Genomic DNA, 21,832 nt, shown 5'->3' with positions numbered 1-21,832 from the left:
GGTTGGTCGCACTTCCATCCTGCCGCCAGGCCTACCCCTTCCTCACACCCGACCCCGCGTCACCAACGTCATGACCCGCAACAACTAGTTGACCAGTCATTTCCATGTCGGCTCCTGGGGATAGGGGTGGCCAGGCACGCGGACGGTCCCAGCCGGATGTGTAGGTCGTGCGGGGGAGGGGGACTGCTCACGTCGGGACACGCCTCAGCGCGGCACGGGTTCGACCTTCACCCGTGCGCCGTGCTGCTCGACGACGACGATCCGCGTGCCCTGCCTGATGGGCTCGTCGGAGAAGGCGAGCCGGGTCTCGAGCTCCGTGACCGCGTCCAGCGACACCTCGCCGTGGCCCGTGTCGACGTCTGACGTGACGGAGCCCTGCGCTCCGACGAGCGAGACAGGGGCACCGTCGTCACCCGCCCGGAGGCGCTTGAGCATCACGTTGACGAGCAGGATCACCAGGATCGCGACCACGAGCCCCGCCGGGTAGGCGACCCACGGTTCCAGGCCGGAGGACAGCACCACCATGCCGGTCGCGCCGAACAGCATCCCTCCGGCACCCAGCGAGGTGCCCGAGAGGGCGCCGTCGGCCAGGTCCAGGAAGTCGCCGAAGACGAGCGAGGCGACGGCGAGCGCGAGCCCGAGAAGTCCGATGATGATGAAGACGAGCATCCCGCGTCCGTTCGTGAAGATTTGGAAAAGTCGGATGCAACGTATCAGGCGGACGCTTGCCAACTGGGGTTCAACGGGGTGAAAATTCCCGCCGGCTACCGCGCCGCCGACTGGCGCCGGAGCGTACGGCTCGCCGCGAGGGTCAGCAGTGTCGCGAACCAGGCAGCTCCCACGGTGACGAGGAAGCCCGCCTCGGCGCCCGCCACCTCCACGCGGGCCCCGGCGAGCCATGCTCCGAGGGAGGCCCCGATACCGATGGACGTGCCCACCCACGTCAGTGCCTCGGTGAGCTGGTGCTTGCCCACCATGTCCTGCACCAGGCCGTTGCCGGTGATGACGGTGGGGGCGATGGCGAGGCCGGCCACGAACATCGCGATCGCCAGCATCCAGAGCGACTGGGCCAGGAGATAGAGCGACACGCCTGGGCCGAGGGCCGCCATCCCGATCACGAACCGGCGTGCCGGCGGGCTGGTGAAGTGGCGTGCCCCGTACGTGAGGCCCGCGAGCATGGAGCCGAGGGCGAAGACGGCGAGCACGACGCCCGACATGCCCTTGCTGCCACGGTCCTCGGCGAACGCCACGGTGACCACCTCCATGGAGCCGAAGATCATGCCCATCGCGACGAAGACGAGCACCATCACCGGCATGCCGGGCGTCAGCACGACGGGGCGGCTGCGTACCTCGGCGTCGGGCACCACGACAGGTGGTTCGGTGGCACGCTGCACCAGGAACAGCACGCCGCCCACCACGGCCGCGATGCCGGCGAGGACCATGGCCGACGGCGGGGCCACCGCCGTGGCGAGCACCGTGGCGAGCACCGGGCCCACGATGTAGACGAGCTCATCGATCGAGGACTCCAGGGAGTACGCCGTGTGCAGGCGGCGTGGGTCGTCGAGCGCATGGTTCCAGCGAGCGCGGACCATGGAGCCGTACGAGCCCTGGCTACCGCCGGCGAGCACGGCGAACGGCCACAGCACCCACTCGGGAGCACCCAGCACGGCGGCGGTGACGAGCCCGCCGAGTCCGACGGCGGACACGACCAGCGCGGGCAGCAGCACCCTCCGCTGGCCGTGGCGGTCCACCCAGCGCGCGATCTGCGGGGCGAGGAAGGCCTGCGCGAGGCCCAGCACGGCGGCCACCCGGCCGGCCATGGCGTAGCTGTCGTAGAGGCCCTGGACCATGAGCACCGCGCCGATGCCGACCATCGACATGGGTAGCCGGGCGAGCGAGCCCGCGGCGGAGAACCGGAGCGCACCCGGGGTGCGGAGCACTGCCGCGTACGGGTTGGAGCGGGGTGGGGCGGCGGTCTCTGGCACTGCTCGAGTGTCCCACCGGCCACTGACACCGGTCCCGCTGTTTTGTCGCAGTGGACGGGTACATCGTCTGATCTGTCACGTGCTGTTCACGCTCTGCGGGCGACAAGAGTGTCGGAGAGGCGCAGCGGATCCGAACGGCTCCGTTCCTGCACGTCGTAGCCGTATCCATGAACCTGTGGGGCGGATCCCGCCTTGAAAGTAAGTTCCACACTTTCGACCACACTGCAAACTTCACATCCGAAGCGACATGTGCGAGAGTTTCCCCACGGCGCCGTCCGGTGGCATTGTTCGTCACCTCAGTGTTCCCCGGACCGGCGCCGGCCAACGTAGCGACGCGCCCGCAGCGCGCCGCCCGAACACAACAGAGAGCACCACGGCACCAACCCCCAGCAGCCAGTACCGGAGGTCAAGCACGTGAGGCAGCCCGCCCGCCATGAGGCGACACCCATGCCCGCTTATGCGCGCACCACGTCGCATCCACCGGCCAGTCTGTCCGGGCTGTCGTCGGGCTTCGGTCGCCGCGAGTTCCTCACCATGGCGACGGCGGGTACCGCCGCCGCGGCCATCGGCGTCACCATCGCCGCACTCGACCCGGCCACGGCGCTCGGCGCCCCGGCCATGACGGGTAACGCCACGCCGCAGTCGTCGTCGGCCCCGAACCTCAAGCGCGAGCTGCGGGCCATGTGGATCGCCTCCGTGGTCAACATCGACTGGCCGTCCACGGCCGGGCTCGACGCCGAGGCGCAGCAGGCCGAGTTCCTGCACTGGCTGGACGTCGCGGAGGAGAACCGGCTGAACGCGGTGTTCGTGCAGGTACGGCCGACGGCCGACGCCTTCTACGAGAGCCCGTACGAGCCCTGGTCGCAGTACCTGACCGGCACGCAGGGTGAGCACCCCGGCTACGACCCGCTCGGGTTCATGGTCGAGGAGGCGCACAAGCGCAACATCGAGCTGCACGCCTGGTTCAACCCGTACCGCGTGTCGATGCAGACCGACCCGGCACAGCTCGTCGCGGACCACCCCGCGCGGCAGCACCCGGACTGGGTGTGGTCGTACGGCGGCAAGCTCTACTTCGACCCGGGCGTCCCCGAGGCGCAGGAGCACATCCAGCAGGCGATCCTGCACGCCGTCGAGCACTACGACATCGACGGGGTGCACTTCGACGACTACTTCTACCCGTACCCGGTGGCCGGCCAGACGCTGCCCGACGCGGGGACCTACGAACGGTACGGCGCGGGCTTCGACACGATCGAGGACTGGCGGCGGGGCAACGTCGACCGCTTCGTCGAGACGATGAGCGTCCGCATCAAGGAGACCAAGCCGTGGGTGAAGTTCGGGATCAGCCCGTTCGGCATCTGGCGTAACTCCACGACCGACCCGCTGGGGTCGGCCACGGGTGGCTCGGAGTCGTACGACGACCAGTTCGCCGACACCCGCAAGTGGGTGCTCGAGGGCTGGCTGGACTACATCAACCCGCAGATCTACTGGCAGATCGGGCTCGCCGTAGCCGACTACGCGGCCCTCGTCCCGTGGTGGGCGGAGGTGGCCGCGGAGTCCGGCACGCAGCTCTACGTGGGCGAGGGCCTGTACAAGATGACGAGCGGGGTCTTCACCGACCCGGAAGAGCTCACCAACCACCTCGGCCTGTGCCGCGAGGTCAGCCGTGACGTCGGACCGGTCCACGGCAACGTCTACTACTCCGCCAAGCACATCCCGGCCGACGCGCAGGGCGGTATGTCGAAGGTCGTCGAGGACCACTACCAGTACCCGGCCCTGCTGCCGGTGATGTCGCACCTGCCGGCCGAGCCCGTGGTCACCCCGGTCCTCGCGAACGCACGCCGGGTGCGCGACGGCGTCCGCCTGCACGTGGCGGACATCGGTACCCGGTCCGCCCGGGCGACGTCGTTCGCGGTGTACCGCGTGTCCGGAGTCGTGGACTTCGTGGACACGAACGACCCGGCGAACCTGGTGGGCACGTTCCGTTCGGTGGGCGGCCGGGTCCAGTCGTGGCTCGACGGTTCCGCCGCGCCCGGCGCGGACTACACCTACGTGGTCACCGCGCTGGACCGGGTCTGGAACGAGACCGACCCGAGCCAGCCCCGCGCCATCCGCCAGGGGGCCCGGGCCGTCGGCGGCTAACGCTCGACGGGCAGCCCGGCGCCCTGCCAGGCGACGATGCCGCCGTCCAGGTTCGTCGCCTCGAAGCCCACGGCGTCGTTGAGCCACTGCGTCGCGCGGGCCGAGCGGCCGCCGGAGTGGCACATGACCAGAACCTGGGAGTCGGCGTCCAGTTCGCCGTACCGGGCGGGGAGGTCGCTCAGCGGGATGTGCACGGCACCCGGGGCGTGACCGGCGTCCCACTCGTCCTGCTCACGCACGTCCAGCAGGGTGGACCCGTCGGGCACGGGAGAGGTCGGGTCGAGCTCGCTGGGGTGGACCGAGGGGACCTCGGGCAGCATCGGCGGGAACATGTCTCCAGCCTACGACGGCGACCCGACCGCCCCGATCGCGACGGACGTGCCCGGCACCTGGCAGTATCGCCTGCATGGATGCGCGTGCCGGAACCCCCGCCCAGCCCAGCGACCTGATCGACGTCGACCAGGTGGTCGGCGCCTACTACGACCTCTCGCCGGACCCTGACGACCCTGGCCAGCAGGTCGCGTTCGGTACCTCGGGCCACCGCGGGTCGAGCCTCGACCACGCCTTCAACGAGGCGCACATCGTGGCGATCACCGCCGCGATCGTCGAGTACCGCCGCGGCCAGGGCACGGACGGCCCGCTGTTCATCGGCAGGGACACCCACGCGCTGTCCCGCCCTGCCTGGCAGACGGCGCTGGAGGTGCTCGCGGCGGCCGACGTCGACGTCATGGTCGATGCCCGCGACTCGTTCACCCCGACCCCCGCCGTCAGCCAGTCGATCCTGCTGCACAACCAGACCCGGTTCGCCGAGGGGACACCCGGCCTGGCCGCGCCCGGTGCCGGCCTGGCGGACGGCATCGTCGTGACGCCGTCGCACAACCCGCCCCGGGACGGCGGGTTCAAGTACAACCCGCCGCACGGTGGCCCGGCCGACTCCGACGCGACCGGGTGGATCGCCGACCGGGCCAACGAGATCCTGCGCACCGGCGTCGGGCAGGTGCGGCGGGTGTCCCTGGACGCCGCGCTGGGCTCCGACCGGACACACCGCCACGACTTCCTGTCGACCTACGTGGACGACCTCACGAACGTGCTCGACCTCGACATCATCCGCGCGTCCGGCGTGCGGATCGGCGCCGACCCCCTGGGCGGGGCGTCGGTCGAGTACTGGGGCGAGATAGCCGACCGGTACGACCTCGACCTCACCGTCGTGAACCCGCAGGTCGACCCCCGCTGGGCGTTCATGACGCTCGACTGGGACGGCAAGATCCGCATGGACTGCAGCTCGCCGTACGCGATGGCGTCGCTCGTGCAGCGGATGACGGGCGGCGCGGACGGTCCGGCAGGGCAGGCGCCCTTCGACATCGCCACGGGCAACGACGCCGACTCCGACCGCCACGGCATCGTCACGGCCGACGGCCTGATGAACCCCAACCACTTCCTCGCCGTGGCCATCGAGTACCTGTACGGCGGGAACCGGCCGAGCTGGCCCACCGGCGCCGCGATCGGCAAGACGCTCGTGTCGTCGGCGCTCATCGACCGGGTGGCCGGTGGGCTGGGCAGGCGGCTCCTCGAGGTGCCGGTCGGGTTCAAGTGGTTCGTGCCCGGCCTGCTCTCCGGCGAGGTCGGGTTCGGCGGCGAGGAGTCCGCGGGGGCGTCGTTCCTGCGTAAGGACGGCCGCGTCTGGTCGACGGACAAGGACGGGATCCTGCTCGCCCTGCTGGCCTCGGAGATCATGGCTGCGTCGGGCAGGTCGCCGTCGGAGCACCACGCCACGCAGGTCGAACGCTTCGGCGAGAGCTGGTACGCCCGGGTCGACGCGGCGGCCACGCGGGAGCAGAAGGCGCGGCTCGGCGCACTGTCGCCGTCCGACGTCACGTCCACCACGCTCGCCGGGCAGGACATCACGGCGAAGCTCACCGAGGCGCCCGGCAACGGCGCGAAGATCGGTGGCCTCAAGGTCACGACGGCGGACGCGTGGTTCGCCGCGCGGCCGAGCGGCACGGAGGACGTGTACAAGATCTACGCGGAGTCGTTCGTGTCCGCCGAGCACCTCACCGAGGTCCAGGCGGCCGCCAAGACCCTGGTGGACGAGGCACAGGCTGGGGGCGCCTAAACGATTCGTAGGGTATGCCGGGGGCGGCGTTCTTCCTAGCGTCACGCGGGTACACCACGGCCGGTCCGGCCGGGGTGAACCCGACTGAACGGAGAGCGCCATGCCTCGCGTACGACGTCGTACCCGAACGGCGGCCCTGGCCGCAGCCCTCGTACTCATGACCGGCGGAGCCGTGGCGGTGTCCCAGACCGCCACGGCGGGAGTGACCAGCCTGAGCGCTGCCGAGACCGCGGCGTCGGGCCTCTACGTGGACCCCACCACGCAGGCCTACGCGGCGTGGGAGGCAGCGAGCGGGCAGGACAAGGAGCTGCTCGCGAAGATCGCCCTGACGCCGCAGGCGTACTGGGTGGGCGACTGGGCGGATGCCGACCAGACCCGCGAGCAGGTCGCCGACTACACGGGCCGGGCCGCTGCCGCCGGGCAGACCGGCATCCTGACCGTGTACGCCATCCCGGGACGGGACTGCGGAAACCACTCCGGGGGCGGGGTGCCGGAGAGCGAGTACGCGCGCTGGGTGGACACCGTGGCGACCGGCATCGCGGGCAACCCGATAGTGATCCTCGAGCCCGACGCGCTGGCCCAGCTGGGCGACTGCGACGGACAGGGCGACCGCGTCGGGTACCTGCGGTACGCGGCGTCCGCCCTCGCCGACGCCGGGGCGCGCGTCTACATCGACGCCGGGCACTCGGGGTGGCTGAGCACGAGCGAGGCGGCGCGACGGCTGCAGCTGATCGGATTCACGGACGCCGTCGGGTTCGCGCTCAACACCTCGAACTATCAGACGACCGCGGACACCCAGGCGTACGCCGAGCAGGTCTCGGCGCAGGTGGGCGGCCAGCCGTACGTGATCGACACGTCACGCAACGGCAACGGCTCCAACGGCGAGTGGTGCAACCCGCGCGGTCGCGCCCTCGGGGAGCAGCCACGAGTCGTGGACGACGCCACGTCGCTCGACGCGCTCCTGTGGGTCAAGCTCCCCGGCGAGTCGGACGGCGCCTGCAACGGCGGCCCCGCTGCCGGCCAGTGGTGGCAGGAGATCGCGCTGGAGCTGGCGGCCAACGCGCACTGGTGAGGCTCAGTCGGCGGTCGTCACCAGCAGGTTGACCAGCTCGCTCAGGACGGCGGTGTCGGGTGCGGCATCGCCGTCCTGGTCCGTCGGGTGCGCGACCACGGCCGCCCGCGCGGACGACTCGTAGATGCTGAGCAGGAGGTCGACCGCCGTGCGCCGGTCGACCGTGAACCGCAGGCCGAGGTCGGCGAGGATCCGCTCGATCGCGGCGCCGACCTCGGTACGGAGCGTCTCCTCCTGTGCGAGGAACGGCCTGCCGACGGCGGGGTCGCGCATCGCCAGCAGCTCCAGCTCGGCGCGCATCAGTGACCACTGCCTGGCGTCCCCCGGGTCCGTCACGACCACCGAGAGGATGCTGCGGATCGCGTCGTGGTCCACGGAGCCGCCCCGGACGATGTCCGGCTCCAGCTCCTTGCTGACGGACTCCAGCGAGGCGAGCTGCCTGCGCATCGCCCGCTCGGCGAGCGCGAGGAACAGCTCCTCCTTGCTGCTGAAGTTCGAGTAGAAGGCGCCGCGGGTGAATCCGGCCGCCTCGCAGACGGCCTCGATCGACGCGCCACGGATTCCGTGGTGCGCGAAGACGGTGAAGGCGGCGTCGAGCAGGCGCTCGCGGGTTCGTTCGCGTCGGGGGGTCAGCGCCGTGGCGAGCGCACGTTCGACGGACGACCCGGAGCCGACGTCGGTGGCGTGCTCAGTGGTCACGGCAACTCCTCGGTGGGTCAAGGGACCAGTGTATCCATACACCCGTGTACTGGATGCACTCGTGTATCGGATACAGTGGTGCATCGAACGTCCCCTGCCGTACCCCGCCTCGTCCAGGAGTGTGCGTGTCCTCCGTTCTCTACTCGCTCGGCCAATGGGCCGTCCGTGCCCGCCGGCTCGTCGTGGCCGCCTGGGTCGTGGCACTCGTCCTCGTGGGCGGCGCGGCCGGCCTGCTGCAGCAAGGTCTCGACAACCAGGTGGCCATCCCCGGCACCGAGTCCCAGGAGGCCCTCGACCGCCTGGCGGCGACGTTCCCTGAGGTCAGCGGCGCCTCGGCGCAGGTGATCGTGGTGGCACCCGAGGGTGGTTCCATCGAGGACGAGCCGGTGCGCTCGGCCATCACCGACGGCGTGGCGGCGATCGGCGACGTCTCGCAGGTCGCCGCCGTGACGTCGCCGTTCGAGGAGCAGATGCCCGCATCGGTCTCCGACGACGAGCGCGCCACGCTGCTGACGATCCAGCTCGACGGCGACCAGGGCTCCATCACCGAGGAGACCAAGGAGGCACTGGGAGTCGAGGCGGACGCCCTCGCCGAGGCGCTCCCGGAGGGGGCCGAGGCGCACCTGGGCGGACAGCTCTTCTCCTCGAAGTTCCCCGAGATGACGCTCACCGAGGGGATCGGCCTGCTCGTCGCGCTCGTGGTGCTGGTCCTCACGCTGGGCTCGCTCGTGGCAGCGGGCCTTCCGCTGATCAACGCGCTCCTCGGCGTCGGCGCCTCGATGGGGCTGCTGTTCGCCGCCACCGCGCTCGGCCCCATCAACTCGACGACACCGATGCTGGCGGTGATGCTGGGCCTGGCGGTGGGCATCGACTACGCGCTCTTCATCGTGTCCAGGCACCGGGAGCAGCTCGGCACCGGGCTCACCGTGCAGGAGTCGATCGCGCGGGCGACGGCGACGGCAGGTTCCGCTGTCGTGTTCGCGGGGCTCACGGTGATGATCGCGCTCGTCGGCCTCGGCGTGGCGGGCATCCCGTTCCTCACCATCATGGGCGTCGCGGCGGCGGTGACGGTGGGCATCACCGTGCTGGTCTCGCTCACGCTGCTGCCGGCGCTGCTCGGGTTCGCGGGCGAGCGCCTGCGGCCCAAGCCGTCGCGACGTGCTCGCGGCGCCGCGGCGAAGGCGGCCGAGGCGGCCGGCACCGAGGCAGCGGCCGACCCCGCGACGACGCGCCGGCGCGCCCCCGCCGAGGCCCCGTCCGAGCCGCGTCCGGGCCGGTTCTTCGCCGGATGGGTGCGTGCGGTGACCAAGATCCCGGCGCTGACCGTCGTGCTGGTCATCGCAGCGATGGGGGCCCTCAGCTACCCCGCGCTGGACCTGCGCCTCGCGCTCCCGGACGCGGGCGTGATGGAAGAGGACGACCCGGCCCGCGTCACCTACGACCTCGTCTCCGAGCACTTCGGTGACGGCTTCAACGGTCCGCTGATCGTGACCGGGTCCATCGTGACGAGCACCGACCCGCTGAAGCTCATGGACCAGATCGGCGACGAGATCGCCGGCCTGCCGGGCGTGGCCGACGTGCCGCTCGCGACGCCGAACCAGTCCGCCGACACCGGGATCATCCAGGTGGTCCCCGAGGGCGGCCCGACATCCGCTCAGACGGAGGACCTGGTCCGCGAGATCCGGGCCCAGCACGACTACTACCTCGACGAGTACGGCGTCGACCTCTCCGTCACCGGCTTCACGGCCGTCGGCATCGACGTCTCGGACAAGCTCGGCAACGCGCTGCTGCCGTTCGCGCTCGTCGTCGTCGGCCTGTCGCTGATCCTGCTGACGATGGTGTTCCGCTCGATCGCGGTGCCGATCAAGGCCACGGTCGGCTACCTGCTGTCCGTGGGGGCGGCGTTCGGTGTGGTCTCGCTCGTGTTCGAGCACGGCGTGTTCGCCGAGGCGCTCAACGTCACCCGTACCGGCCCGGTCATCAGTTTCATGCCGATCGTGCTGATGGGCATCCTGTTCGGGCTCGCGATGGACTACGAGGTATTCCTCGTGTCCCGCATGCGTGAGGACTACGTGCACGGCGGCAGCGCCAAGCATGCGATCACCAGCGGGTTCCAGGGCTCGGCCAAGGTCGTGACGGCCGCGGCGATCATCATGATCGCGGTCTTCGTGGCATTCGTCCCGCACGGTGACATGAACCTCAAGCCGATCGCGCTCGGCCTGGCCGTCGGTGTGGCCGTCGACGCGTTCGTCGTGCGCATGGTCTTCGTCCCGGCCGTGCTCGCCCTGCTGGGCGAGAAGGCCTGGTACATGCCGAAGTGGCTCGACCGGGTGCTGCCGTCGTTCGACGTCGAGGGAGAGGGGCTGGCCCGCGAGCTGTCGCTCGCGGACTGGCCGGAGCCCGGCGCGACCGACGCGGTGGCCGTGGGTGACCTGCAGGTGCACGGGCGGTCCGGCGTGATCGTCGGCCCGGTGAGCGTCCGGGTCCCCGACGGCGGCACGCTGCTCGTCCGCGGCGACGCCTCGGCACCGGTCAGCGCGTTCCTGCTCGCCGTCGCCGGCCGGCTCGGCGTGACGGGGGGAGTCGCCAAGACCGCGGGGCTCGTGCTACCCGAGCGGGCGTCGTCCGTGCGGCACCGGGCGGCGGTCGTCGACTCGGCGGCGGAGGGCGGGTACCCCGCGGAGGCAATCCGCCGAGCGCTGCGCGACAGGCCGGCCGTGCTCGTCGTGGACGGCACCGAGACGGTGGGCGACCTTGCGGCGCGCGCGGAGCTGGCGCAGGCCGTCGCCGCCGCGCGGGACGCGGGCGTCGCGGTGCTGCTCGGCTCCACGGGCTTCGCGGCCACCGACCTGGCGCCGCGGGGCACCCCGGTGCTGGACGTCAGCCCGGGCGCACGCGCCGAACCCCCCAGTACAGAACCTGACCAGCTAGCCGACGTGACCGAGCAGGAGGTGCGGGCATGAGCACCGCAACGAGATGGCTGCGGCCGGAGCCGATCCGGAACCCATGGCGCGCGGTGGCCGTGGCGCTCCTTCCGCTGATGATCCTCGGTCTGCTGATCTCGGCACTCTGGAACCCGCAGGACCGGCTCGACACCGTCAAGGCGGCGATCGTCAACCTTGACGAGCCGGTCAAGGTCGACGGCCAGACGGTGCCGCTCGGCCGGCAGCTCGCCGCCGGACTGGTGAGCGGCGGCGAGACCGCGGACGCCACGGCCGGCGAGGCGGCGGCCGTCCCCGCCTCCGACGCGAGCTACGACTGGGAGATCTCCGACGCGTCGAGCGCGGCCGACGGCCTCGCCGACGGCACCTATGCCGCCGTCGTGACCATCCCGGAGGGCTTCTCCGCCGCCGCGACGTCGTTCGGCGGCGACGACCCGGCGAAGGCACGACAGGCCACCATCGACGTCGCGACACCGGCCAACGGGCGCGTGCTCGACGACGCCCTCGCCCAGGTCGTGGCCCAGACCGCCACCGGAGTGCTCGGCAGCACCCTGACCGAGACGTACGTGGACAACGTGCTCGTCGGCTTCTCCACCCTCTCCGAGGAGCTGGGCAAGGCCGCCGACGGCGCGGACCAGCTCGCCGACGGCGCGAACGAGGCGGGCAAGGGCGCCAAGGAGCTGGCGAACGGCGCCGGCGAGCTCGCCGCCGGGGCGAGTGACGCCGGAGACGGCGCGCAGGAGCTCGCTGATGGCGCCCATCAGACGGCGGCGGGCGTGGCCGGGGTCGGAGAAGGCGTGAGCGGCCTGGCCGGCGGAGCGGGGCAGTGGGCCGCGGGCGCGGACCAGTGGGCCGCTGGTGCGGACCAGGCGGCCGCGGGTGTGGGGCAGCTGGCCGCAGGCGCCGGCCAGTCCGCGGAGGGCGCCGCGACCCTGGCGGCCGGCGCGGACGACCTCGCGACCGGCACGGAGGGAGTCGCGACCGGCACGAGGGAACTGGCCGACGGGCTCGCGGCCACCGCGACGGGCGCCGAGCGCATCCCCCAGGACGCGGAGGCTCTGGCGGGCGGCATGCAGGAGTTCGTCGACGGTATCGAGCAGGCGTGCGCCCTGCCGTCCGCCGACCCCCGGCTCACGGCGATCTGCGCCGACAGGGAGAGCCTGAACCAGCTTGCCGCCGGCATGGCGGGGCTCGCGGGGACCCCTGGATCTGCCGACGAGGACCCGACTGGTCTCTACCAGCTGTCCGCCGGCATCTCAGGTCTCGCCGGCGGGGCCGGAGAGCTTGCTGGCGGCGCGGAGCAGGTGTCCGGTGGGGCTGCGGAGCTGGCGGGCGGTGCACATGAGCTCTCGGGCGGCCTGAACGAGCTCGCAGCGGGCGCCGACCAGGCCGCGGGTGGCGTGACCGAGCTGTCCGCAGGCGCCAGGGAACTGTCGGACGGCGCGGGCGGAATCTCGGCAGGCGCAAGCGAGCTCGCCAACGGTGCCGGGCAGCTGGTCACGGGCACGAGCCAGCTCGCCACGGGTGTGGACGGACTGGCAGACGGTGTCAGCGACCTGGGCACCGGCACCACCCAGCTCGCGACCGGAGTCGACGGTCTCGCCGACGGCGTCGGTGAGCTGGCCGGCGGCGCGGAGGACCTCTCGGACGGCCTGGGGCAGGCCACGGAGGAGATCCCCTCGTACACGGAGCAGGAGCGCAAGTCGCTTGCTTCCGTGGTGGCCGACCCGGTCGCCACCGACGGCGCGGTCACAGACCTGGACACCGGCGCGACCGGCCCGATGTTCGCGGTCCTGGCGCTCTGGCTCGGTGCGCTCGCACTGATGATCGTGTTCACCCCAGTCCCGCTGCACGCCCGCGGCTCGACCAGGGGCGCACTGCGGCTCACGCTCGAGACGTTCGCGGTGCCCGCTGTGGTCGGCCTGGTCACGGGCCTCGGGACGGGTGCGGTGCTGGCCGGTATCGAGGACCTCGACCTCGGCGGCTGGATCGCGACCATGGGCTTCGGGTCGCTGGTCTCGGTCGCCTTCGTGGCGGTCAACCAGGCGCTGGCGGCCGCGTTCGGCCATGTCGGCCGCGGGATCAGCCTGCTGGTGGCGGTGCTGGTCATCGCGACGGGAGTGGTGTCGACGGTGCCTGCCGTACTGGAGGGCCTCGCGTCGTTCCTGCCGGTGGGTGCGGGCCTCGACGGCCTGGTGGGACTCATCGAGCCGGGTGTGGGTGGTGTCGGTACAGCCGTCGCAGCTGTTTCCCTGTGGGGTGTCGCGGGGATCGCCCTGACGACGGCCATGGTGGCGAGACGCCGCACGGTTCGGGTCGCGGAGCTGCTCCGAGCTGCCTGACCTAGCCCTGCCGAAGTCGCTGAGCAGCCAGGCCCGGCGTCGGACCTGGCGCAGGCCCGGTCACCTGGCGCAGGCCCGGTCACACCCGGCGCAGGCGGCCCGAGGTGTCCGGCCACGGCACGTGCACCCGCTTCGTGGGGGCCAGCGACTTGGACAGGAACGCGTCGCGGAGCACGATGCCGTCCGGTGCGAGCTCGATGACGGCGAGCTCGGGCCCCTCGCCGTCGAGCAGCCAGTGCTCCGCCAGCTCGCGCAGGCCGCGTTCGAGGACTACTTCCTCGGCCGTGTGGAAGTCGCCGGCGTCGCCCACGGCGTGGCCGAGGCGGTTGCGTGGGAGCACGTCGGCGTAGTCGGCAGTCAGCGGCTCCAGGTAGCCGACGGTCTCGCCGTCCTCCCGCGTGACGGCGAGCCAGGTGTCGGTAGGGGCGATCTCCGGGGTCGTCATGGCCCGACCATAGGGCCGGCCCATGCGGTCGGCCCCCCTGATTTTCAGTCGAAGTACGCCGGCACGTCGACGGCGCCACCCTCGTCGGCGAACTCCGCGTGGACGGCGGCCCGCAGGTCGGCGTCGTACAGGTAGTCCAGGGCCGTCGAGGCGAGCCCGGCCGCGCTGTCGACGGCGGCCGAGACCGCCGCCGGGGTCGCCGCGGCGGCGGCGAACTCCGCGGTGTGCAGCGCGACGTCCGGGGCGGATACCTGGACGAGCGGGTGGATACCGGGGACGCGGAACGAGAAGTTGCCGAAGTCGGTGGACGCCGCGAGTGTCTCCGACAGCACGCCGGCCGGTAGGGGGTCGCGGCCCCGACGGCGCTGGGCCGCGACCCAGCGCTCGGTGAGCGCCCGGTTGCCGCGCACGGGCAGGCTCGGGTGGGCGCCGTCGTCCCAGATGATCTCGACGTCGGTGCCGGTCATGCGGGCCGCGCCGTGCGCGATGTCGTCGAGGCGACGCGACAGGTCACGCAGGGTGTCCACGTACTTGGACCGCGCGTACAGGTGCACGACGGCACGCTCGGTGATGATGCTGGGCCGCGTGCCGCCCTCCGCGATCGTCGCGTGCACCCGGTCCACCGGCGGCATCTGCTGCCGCAGCAGGCCGATGCCCTGGTAGGCCAGGCTGGCGGCGTCCAGCGCGTTGCGGCCCATGTACGGCTGGGCGGAGGCGTGCGCGGGACGCCCGGTGAACGTCCAGGTCAGCAGCCGGCGACCGAGCCAGACCTGATCGGCGACGTCGAGCCCGTAGGGGTGCACCATGATCGCGGCGTCGATGCCGTCGAGCGCCCCGTTGCGCGCCAGGACCTCCTTGCCGCTGTGCCCCTCCTCGGCGGGTGTGCCGAGCAGCACGACGCGGCCGGCGGGGGCGTCAGCGGAGGCCATGGCCTCGCGCAGGGCGAGAAAGGCGCCGACCCCCGACGCCGCGATGACGTTGTGGCCACAGGCATGGCCGATGCCGGGCAGTGCGTCGTACTCGGCGCAGACAGCGATCGTGGGTCCGTCCGGACCGCCTGCCTCGGCCCGGAACGCCGTCGCCACCCCGTGGGCGCCGACCTCCGCCTCGACGCCATGCCGCGCTAGCACCTCGACCAGTGTCGCCACGCTGCGGTGCTCCTCGAAGGCCGGCTCAGGGTGCTCGTGCAGCCGCCGGACGATCTCGGCGAGGTCCGGTTCGAGCCGCCCGGCCGCCTGTTCGGCAGCGGCGACCAGAGCGGCGGGCGCGCCGCGGGAAGCCAGCGTCTCAGGCCCGCCGACGGAGCCGTGCCCGCCCGCGGAGGCCGCGCCGGTCAGCGCCTCCCGCCGCACGGCGGTCTCGGCGACGAGGTGGTCGAGATACGCGGTGCTCGGCGGGGTGGAGCGGCTCATGCGGTCCATCGTAGGAGCGCCGCGCCGGGTCAGGCCTTCAGGTAGTCCTGCACGAGCTGCTCGGCCAGCCCTGTGTACGTGGCGGGGGTGAGGGCGGCGAGCCGCGCGGCGACGTCGTCAGGCAGGCCGAGGCCTGCCACGAACTCGCGCATGCGGGCGCCGTCCACGCGCTGGCCGCGCGTGAGGTCCTTGAGGCGCTCGTACGGGTTCTCCATGCCGGGCACGCCCGCGACCGACGCGGCACGCATCGCGGACTGGACGGGCTCGCCGAGCACCTCCCAGTTGGCGTCGAGGTCCTCACGCAGCAGCGTCTCGTTGACGGCCAGCCGGTCCAGGCCACGTGCCACGTTGTCGATGGCGAGGAGGCTGTGCCCGAACGCCGGGCCGATGTTCCGCTGTGTGGTCGAGTCGGTGAGGTCGCGCTGCAGGCGGCTCGTCACGAGCGTCGCGGAGAGCGTGTCCAGGAGCGAGCACGAGATCTCGAGGTTGGCCTCGGCGTTCTCGAACCGGATCGGGTTCACCTTGTGCGGCATCGTGGACGAGCCGGTGGCGCCCGCGACCGGGATCTGTGTGAAGAAGCCGAGCGAGATGTAGGTCCACACGTCCGTCGCGAGGTTGTGCAGGATCCGGTTGAAGCGCGCGATGTCGGCGTAGACCTCGGCCTGCCAGTCGTGCGACTCGATCTGCGTGGTCAGGGGGTTCCAGTCCAGCCCGAGGCCCTCGACGAACGCCTTCGACACCGCGGGCCAGTCGGCCCCGGGGACGGCGACCGTGTGGGCGCCGTACGTTCCGGTGGCGCCGTTCAGCTTGCCCAGGAACTCAGCACCGTCGATGCGTCGCAGCTGCCTGCGCAGGCGGTGGGCGAGCACGGCGAGCTCCTTGCCCAGCGTGGTCGGCGTCGCCGGCTGCCCGTGCGTACGGCTGAGCAGGGGCGCGCCCGCGTGCTCGCGCGCCATGCCCGCGAGCTGGTCGACGACGGCGGTGGCGGCCGGGAGCCATGCCTCGCGGACCGCGCCACGGACCATCAGCGCGTACGACAGGTTGTTGATGTCCTCGCTGGTGCAGGCGAAGTGCACCAGCTCGCTCGCGGCCGGGAGGCTGGTCTCACCGAGCGCCTCGGGCGCCGCCGCGATGCGGCGCTTGATGAAGTACTCGACCGCCTTGACGTCGTGCACCGTCTCCCGCTCGATCTCGGCCAGCTCGGCGATCTCGTCCGCGCCGAACGTCGCGGGGATCGCGCGCAGGTAGTCGACCTCCTGCTTCGTCAGCGCGGGGGCACCCGGGACGACGGGCGACGGGTCGCCGGGTGTGCCGTTGCACAGCGTGATGAGCCACTCCACCTCGACGTGGATGCGCTCGCGGTTCAGCGCGGCCTCGCTCAGGTGGTCCACGAGCGGCGCGACGGCCTTGCGGTACCGGCCGTCGAGCGGTCCGAGCGCGATGGCCGGGCTCACCTCCGCCAGGGTGACGCGGGTGACGGGGCTGGCAGGGCTGGCGGCGGGCGCGGTCGTCTCAGGCACGTGCTCCATTCTCCCACGCCTGGCCTGGCGCGGCCCGAGGCTGCGTTCCAGACCGTTGTCATATGATACATGTTATGTTACGCTCGGTTTCGTCCGATTGTTAGCGCTCACATCTGCGGCCAGGATTCCGTGGCTCAGTTCGAGGGCGCCCACATCAGTGGAGGAAACAGACAGATGACAGATCACAAAGGTGTGATCCGGCTCGTACGTCGTGGTCCCCTCGTCGCCGGCGCCGCCGTGGTGTCGTTGGCGGCGCTGGGACTCTCGGCGAACGCCCAGGTCACGGCGTCGGAAGCCAGTGAAGACACGAGCGGGCTGGAGCGCCCGTTCGCCATGCCGGGCTACACGGAGCGCGACGACAACGGTGCGCTGTTCGTGGGCGAGGGGGAGAGCAGGTTCACCATGCGGGTGAACCTGCTGACGAGCACCAACCGGCTCATCCGCGAGAACCAGGGCCTGATCCCCTACGTCGCCGACGTCGGTCCGGCGACCGTCGACGGCTCCTACTACGAGGTGGAGGTCGGCAGCGACGACCGCAAGATCACCCCCGAGCAGCTCGGGGCCCTCCGGGAGATCGTCGCCCACCCCGACGACTGGTCGGCCGACCAGGTGGCGGAGGCGCGCGAGCTGCTCCCGGTGATGGAGTCGCGCTACGAGCAGATTCAGCGTGAGAAGCAGACGATCCGCATCCGGTTCGCGCGGACGGCGCCCAACGTCCTCGTGGGTGCGGTGACGGCGCTGGACGACGACACGACCGTCTTCCTGGAGGCGGCGCCGCCGTGGGACGAGCCCGGGACCTACCAGGTCACCGACGAGGGGATCCGCGCCAGCGGGGCCGGCGTGGAGGACCCGGAGCAGACCGGTCACTTCGCGCTCACGCCGACGGAGCGTCCGGACAGCGGCGCGTCGTACGCCTCGGAGGACGACCTGGTCGCGGCGATGGAAGGTGAGCAGGCGGCGCCCGGGCAGGCGGCGGCCGCCCTGCGCTACACGCTCGACGCGAACGAGACGGTGACGTTCACGTCCACCGTCTCGGGGGCTCCGGTGCCCGCAGGAGCGACCGACGAGCGTGAGATCCTCGCGGTGCTCGACCGTGCTGAGGCGCGTGCGGACGTGGGCACCCTGAGCGGGGAGGGGCCGGCAGGTAGGGCGGCGACGGTGATGCGCTCCGCCATCGCGCTCAACGCCAACTACGACGAGACCTTCCGGCACAGCTTCCTCGTCTGGGGCTGGGGTCGCGGCGGCGCCGAGAACGACACCATCTTCACCGGCTGGGACTCGGCATGGGACGCCATCATCGCGCTCACCGTCGACCCGGAGCTCGCCAGGGAGCACGAACGGGACCTCTTCGACGTCGGCGGGCCCCGTTACGACCAGCTCCACTCGGGACCGATGCACGCCTACGCGGTCAAGCGGATCCATGCGGCGACCGGAGACCGGGAGCTCGTGGAGCAGGCCTATCCCGCGCTCGTGGAGTTCTTCGACAAGCTGCCCGAGTGGGACGTGAACGGTGACGGGCTCCTCGAGGCGCCCTACGAGGCGGACTCGAGCAAGGTGGGGAACCACCTCGGGCTCGACGACCTTCCGGTCTACCGGGCAGGTGAGCGCATCCCGAAGGAGGGCGGCAGCGGGGACGAGCGAGACAACACCGACCTCACCGACGTCGCGCTCACGTCGTACTACGCGCTGATGGCGGAGTCGCTGGCCGAGCTCGCCGCCGTGCTCGACCGGCCCGCCGACGCGGAGCGCTTCCGCGCCGTCCTCGGCACGGTGAAGGAGGCCGTGAACGAGCGGCTGTGGAACGACGAGGAAGGCATGTACCTCGACCGGCACCTCGACGGAACCTGGGGCGAGGTCATCACGCCCACGATCTTCTACCCGCTCTTCGGTGGCGTGGCCACGCAGGAGCGGGCGCGGCGGACCGTCGAGGAGAACCTGCTCGACCCCGAGAAGTTCGGTGGCGAGTACGGCATACCGAGCATCAGCCGGTCCGACCCCGAGTACTGCGCGAACGGCCTGGACCGCCCGAACGACTCGGAGCACTACAGGTACTACCTCGCCTGGGGTGACGAGAACGCCTGCGAGCAGTGGCGCGGTGCGGTGTGGCCGCCGATGAACGCGTCCGTGTACGACGGCGTCAAGCGGTACGGGCTCGACGGGGCGGCAGGCGAGCTCGCGTCGAAGAGCACGCGGATGTGGCTCGACAGCTGGGACAAGAACAGCTGGTTCCCCGAGTACTTCGACCCCGAGCCGGGCCAGGCGATCAGCGCGTCGGCGGTCGACAGCGCGTGGCGCTACTACACGTGGTCGAACGTGATGCCGCTGATGGCGGTGCACGAGCTCGTCGCGGAGGACCCGTGGGGCGAGCCGGGCTCGGTCACCTTCGGGTCGTGGGACCTGTCGGGCCGGAACGCGGTCGATGACGTCGTCGTGCACGGGCACCGGTATGCCGCGACGGTCAGCCCCGACCGCACCGAGCTGCGACAGGACGGGCGCCGGGTGTTCCAGGCGGTCGGCGGCCGGGTCGTCGTACGCGACTTCACCCCGTCCGCGGACGGTGTCTGCTTCGAGATCAACGCGAAGGAGCAGGTCCGGCTCCAGGTCTACCCGGAGAGCGGCGCCCCGCACCAGGCCACCGTCGACGCCGGTCGCACCGAGATGTGCCTCTAGCCGGCACACACACCGATGGCCTGCCCGGAACACCGTCCGGGCAGGCCATCGCCCTTCCCGACCGCGTCCGGCGGGCACGAGCCCGACCACAGCTACCCACCGGGCCGCCCTGTGCACAGGCAGCCCGACCTGTGCCGCGCCGGGACCCGCGTCCTCCGTAACGTCGTCGGAAGAGCCGGCCGGCTCGACGCGAGAGGGGGCAGGGAGCGCCGATGTACGGAGCACGTCGATGAACGGCGAGGGGTCGTTCGCGCAGGGCAGGGACGGGTGGGGGGCGGACCCGGCGACGGCGCTCGCCGACGCCGCCGGCCTGACGGACCGAGCGACCGACGTGGTGCGGGCGTCGGGCGACGTGGCGTGGGAGTGCCGTGCGGCGGAGCTGTACCGCGCCGCGGTCGTCGACGTGCTGCATGCCCTCGTCCGGGACAGGGAGCGGCTCGACGAGACGATGCGGCAGGCGAGTGCCCTCCGGGCCACCGCCTTCTCCTCCCCCGGCGAACCGGGCCCCACCGGCGGCCCCGCCGTGCCCCGCACCGAGAGCGCACGGCCGTGGTGACTCCGCCGGGTGGCGCGCTGGCGCCCGTGGACACCGTCGCCGTGCACGGCGGGACGGGCGCCTCGGCCGTCGACCTGGACTCGGTACGGCGGTCGGCAGCGCTCATCGGCGGCGCCGCCGCCGACCTGCGCGCGGCAGCCGTGCGCTGCCTGGGGGTGAGCGGCGACCTCGCCGTGCCAGGAGCCGGCAGGGCCGAGGCGGCAGGGTGGATACCCGCCGAGGCGGCGGCACGGGCTCGCGTGCTCGAGGCGGCGGCCCAGGACATCGCGCGCGGGCTCGCCGTGTCCGCCGACCTGTGCGAGCTGCTGGGCTGGCGCCTGCTCCGGGCGGCCGGCCTGTACGAGGAGGCGGAGTCGACGGCGGAGCGGGTGGTCGGTGCGCTCGTCACCGCGGGGTCCTTCGGCATGGGTGCCGCGTTCGGCAGCCTGGGCTGGGCTGGGCTCGCGGGGATCGGTGTCCTGGGCGGCGCGGGTGTCGCCGCGCACCTGGCCGGCGGAGCTCTCACGGGCGGTGTCTCCGGGGCCGCCACCGGTCGGATCGCGACGGTGGCCACCCGGGGCGCCGCCCCGTTCTCCGACGAGGCCTTCACCGGGATGGGCAGCGGCGTCGCACTGGTCCGGCCGGGGCTCGCCCAGGGGCGTGCCGGCGTAGGGGGAGGGGCCGGCGTGCTGACGCACGTGGCCCGCGAGCTGCCCGTGCTGGGAAACGACGACGACGGAGCGCGGGTCCGGCGCCTCGGCCCCGAGGACTTCGCGGGCGGCTCGGTCCCCGCGTGGTCCGGCACGGGCGCCCGGTCGGTCCAGGAAGCGCTGACCAGGGTCGACAGCCTCTACCCCGAGCAGGGCGGTGCGCCGTCTGCCACCCTCGCGGTCCAGAGGGTCACCGGGGTCGACGGAACCGTGTCCTGGACGGTGCTGATCCCTGGTACCCAGTCGGCACTCCCGGCGGAGCATCCCTGGGACGGCCGGACCGACGTCGAGCTCGTGGCCGGACGACCGGACGCCGCGACCATGGCCGTCGAGCGGGCGCTCGCGGAGTCCGGCGTCGGTCCGGACGAGCCGGTCACGTTCGTCGGGCACAGCCTGGGCGGGATCGCGGCGGCCGCACTGGTGTCGCGGGCCGGGTTCGCGGAGCGCTACCGGGTCGGCGGGCTCGTCACTGCCGGGTCGCCGACCGGGCTGCTCGCCACTCCACCCGGTGTGCCGGTGCTGCACCTGGAGACCCCGGAGGAGCTGGTCTCGCACGCCGACGGGCGGTCCGCGTCGGAGAACCCCCGCACGCCGGACCGGGTCACGGTGGTGCGGTCGCTGCGGGACTCGGCCGACGCCGGCGACCGCGTGGCGTCGGGTGACGTGGCACAGGCGCACGCGGTGGCGACGCACGTCCGCACGCTCGACCTGGCGCTCGACCTCGGCGACCCCCGGGTCGCCGAGGTGGCGGATCGGATCGGCGCCGGGCTCGACGGCGCGACGGTGAGCACCAGGTTCTACCGCGCCGAGCGGGCAGGCGCCGAGCGGACCGGCGCCGGTTAGTCCGAGACCCGCTTCGGCAGGATCGCCAGCAGGATGGCCTGGACCACCGAGATCACGAGCGCCGCGAGCACGAACCACCAGAAGCCGCCCGTCACCTCCAGGCCCCAGTTGGGCTGGTCCGAGAACCAGGACTGGTTGGTGATGAGCGTGGTGATCCACAGCATGAGCGTGTTCACCAGCAGCGACACCAGGCCGAGCGTGAGGATGTAGAGCGGCAGCGAGATGAGCTGGACGATCGGCTTCACGATCATGTGGACCAGACCGTAGACCACGGCGACCACCACGGTGGCGAGGATCGTGCCGAGGGTGGTGCCGTCGCTGACGATGTCCATGTGGGAGCCGAGGATCAGGGCCGACAACCCGATCGCGAGTGCGGTGATGAGGATGCGCGCCACGAGCTTCATC

The 21,832-nt window shown here is 72.1% G+C and carries 16 protein-coding genes; 8 read left to right on the top strand and 8 right to left on the bottom strand.

All coding sequences use genetic code 11. The features are described 5' to 3' along the window. Positions 1–204: 204 nt before the first annotated feature. Positions 205–669, bottom strand: coding sequence for an NfeD family protein (locus ACYVK7_RS19750; protein ID WP_460889417.1), 465 nt, complete (start codon positions 667–669; stop codon positions 205–207). Positions 670–764: 95 nt separating this feature from the next. Continuing rightward, positions 765–1,985: an MFS transporter gene (locus ACYVK7_RS19745; RefSeq protein ID WP_460889416.1), complete on the bottom strand. Its 1,221-nt coding sequence runs from the start codon at positions 1,983–1,985 to the stop codon at positions 765–767. 447 nt (positions 1,986–2,432) lie between these two features. Between ACYVK7_RS19745 and ACYVK7_RS19740 the strand changes: the two genes are divergently transcribed. Further along, positions 2,433–4,124 (top strand): glycoside hydrolase family 10 protein, encoded by a 1,692-nt coding sequence (locus tag ACYVK7_RS19740; protein ID WP_460889415.1) that lies wholly within the window; start codon positions 2,433–2,435, stop codon positions 4,122–4,124. On the opposite strand, the gene ACYVK7_RS19735 is transcribed toward ACYVK7_RS19740, so the two are convergent. Continuing rightward, positions 4,121–4,456: a rhodanese-like domain-containing protein gene (locus tag ACYVK7_RS19735; protein WP_460889414.1), complete on the bottom strand. Its 336-nt coding sequence runs from the start codon at positions 4,454–4,456 to the stop codon at positions 4,121–4,123. The genes ACYVK7_RS19740 and ACYVK7_RS19735 overlap by 4 nt on opposite strands. Before the next feature lie 74 nt (positions 4,457–4,530). Between ACYVK7_RS19735 and pgm the strand changes: the two genes are divergently transcribed. Next, a complete protein-coding gene (gene pgm, locus ACYVK7_RS19730; protein WP_460889413.1) occupies positions 4,531–6,237 on the top strand; it encodes a phosphoglucomutase (alpha-D-glucose-1,6-bisphosphate-dependent) in 1,707 nt (568 codons plus the stop codon). Between the two features lie 100 nt (positions 6,238–6,337). Beyond that, entirely contained in the window at positions 6,338–7,309 is a 972-nt protein-coding gene (locus ACYVK7_RS19725; protein ID WP_460889412.1) for a glycoside hydrolase family 6 protein, read from the top strand. Positions 7,310–7,312: 3 nt separating this feature from the next. Here ACYVK7_RS19725 and ACYVK7_RS19720 read toward each other — a convergent pair whose 3' ends face one another. Continuing rightward, entirely contained in the window at positions 7,313–8,008 is a 696-nt protein-coding gene (locus ACYVK7_RS19720) for a TetR/AcrR family transcriptional regulator (RefSeq protein ID WP_460889411.1), read from the bottom strand. Positions 8,009–8,133: 125 nt separating this feature from the next. Here ACYVK7_RS19720 and ACYVK7_RS19715 point away from each other — a divergent pair, with 125 nt between their 5' ends. Continuing rightward, a complete protein-coding gene (locus ACYVK7_RS19715) occupies positions 8,134–10,971 on the top strand; it encodes an MMPL family transporter (RefSeq protein ID WP_460889410.1) in 2,838 nt (945 codons plus the stop codon). Then, on the top strand, positions 10,968–13,292 hold the full coding sequence (locus tag ACYVK7_RS19710) for a hypothetical protein (RefSeq protein WP_460889409.1): 2,325 nt from the start codon (positions 10,968–10,970) through the stop codon (positions 13,290–13,292). The genes ACYVK7_RS19715 and ACYVK7_RS19710 overlap by 4 nt, the downstream gene beginning before the upstream one ends. Positions 13,293–13,371: 79 nt before the next feature. Here the strand turns inward: ACYVK7_RS19710 and ACYVK7_RS19705 are convergent, their stop codons facing one another. The 3 genes from ACYVK7_RS19705 to purB are packed head-to-tail and all read right to left on the bottom strand — an operon-like array spanning position 13,372 to position 16,678. After that, the gene (locus tag ACYVK7_RS19705; protein WP_460889408.1) at positions 13,372–13,737 is read right to left on the bottom strand and encodes a hypothetical protein; all 366 of its coding nucleotides are present in this window, start codon (positions 13,735–13,737) and stop codon (positions 13,372–13,374) included. A gap of 44 nt (positions 13,738–13,781) precedes the next feature. Beyond that, a complete protein-coding gene (locus ACYVK7_RS19700) occupies positions 13,782–15,158 on the bottom strand; it encodes a M20 family metallopeptidase (RefSeq protein ID WP_460889407.1) in 1,377 nt (458 codons plus the stop codon). Positions 15,159–15,178: 20 nt separating this feature from the next. Further along, complete coding sequence (gene purB / locus ACYVK7_RS19695; protein WP_460889406.1) at positions 15,179–16,678, bottom strand: adenylosuccinate lyase; 1,500 nt, start codon at positions 16,676–16,678, stop codon at positions 15,179–15,181. Positions 16,679–16,843: 165 nt separating this feature from the next. Here purB and ACYVK7_RS19690 point away from each other — a divergent pair, with 165 nt between their 5' ends. From ACYVK7_RS19690 to ACYVK7_RS19680, 3 genes are all read left to right on the top strand, one after another. Beyond that, the gene (locus ACYVK7_RS19690; protein ID WP_460889405.1) at positions 16,844–19,339 is read left to right on the top strand and encodes an amylo-alpha-1,6-glucosidase; all 2,496 of its coding nucleotides are present in this window, start codon (positions 16,844–16,846) and stop codon (positions 19,337–19,339) included. Positions 19,340–19,568: 229 nt separating this feature from the next. Then, complete coding sequence (locus tag ACYVK7_RS19685; protein WP_460889404.1) at positions 19,569–19,895, top strand: hypothetical protein; 327 nt, start codon at positions 19,569–19,571, stop codon at positions 19,893–19,895. Then, positions 19,889–21,427 carry a hypothetical protein gene (locus tag ACYVK7_RS19680; protein ID WP_460889403.1) on the top strand — a complete coding sequence of 513 codons (1,539 nt, stop codon included), beginning with the start codon at positions 19,889–19,891 and terminating at the stop codon, positions 21,425–21,427. The genes ACYVK7_RS19685 and ACYVK7_RS19680 overlap by 7 nt, the downstream gene beginning before the upstream one ends. Here ACYVK7_RS19680 and ACYVK7_RS19675 read toward each other — a convergent pair. After that, positions 21,424–21,831 carry a phage holin family protein gene (locus tag ACYVK7_RS19675; protein WP_460889402.1) on the bottom strand — a complete coding sequence of 136 codons (408 nt, stop codon included), beginning with the start codon at positions 21,829–21,831 and terminating at the stop codon, positions 21,424–21,426. The genes ACYVK7_RS19680 and ACYVK7_RS19675 overlap by 4 nt on opposite strands. Between the last annotated feature and the right edge of the window lies 1 nt (position 21,832).

The sequence above is a fragment of the Promicromonospora xylanilytica genome (assembly GCF_054782895.1).
The sequence above is the reverse complement of the archived record's forward strand: the minus strand, read 5'-3'. Positions and strand labels throughout refer to the sequence as shown.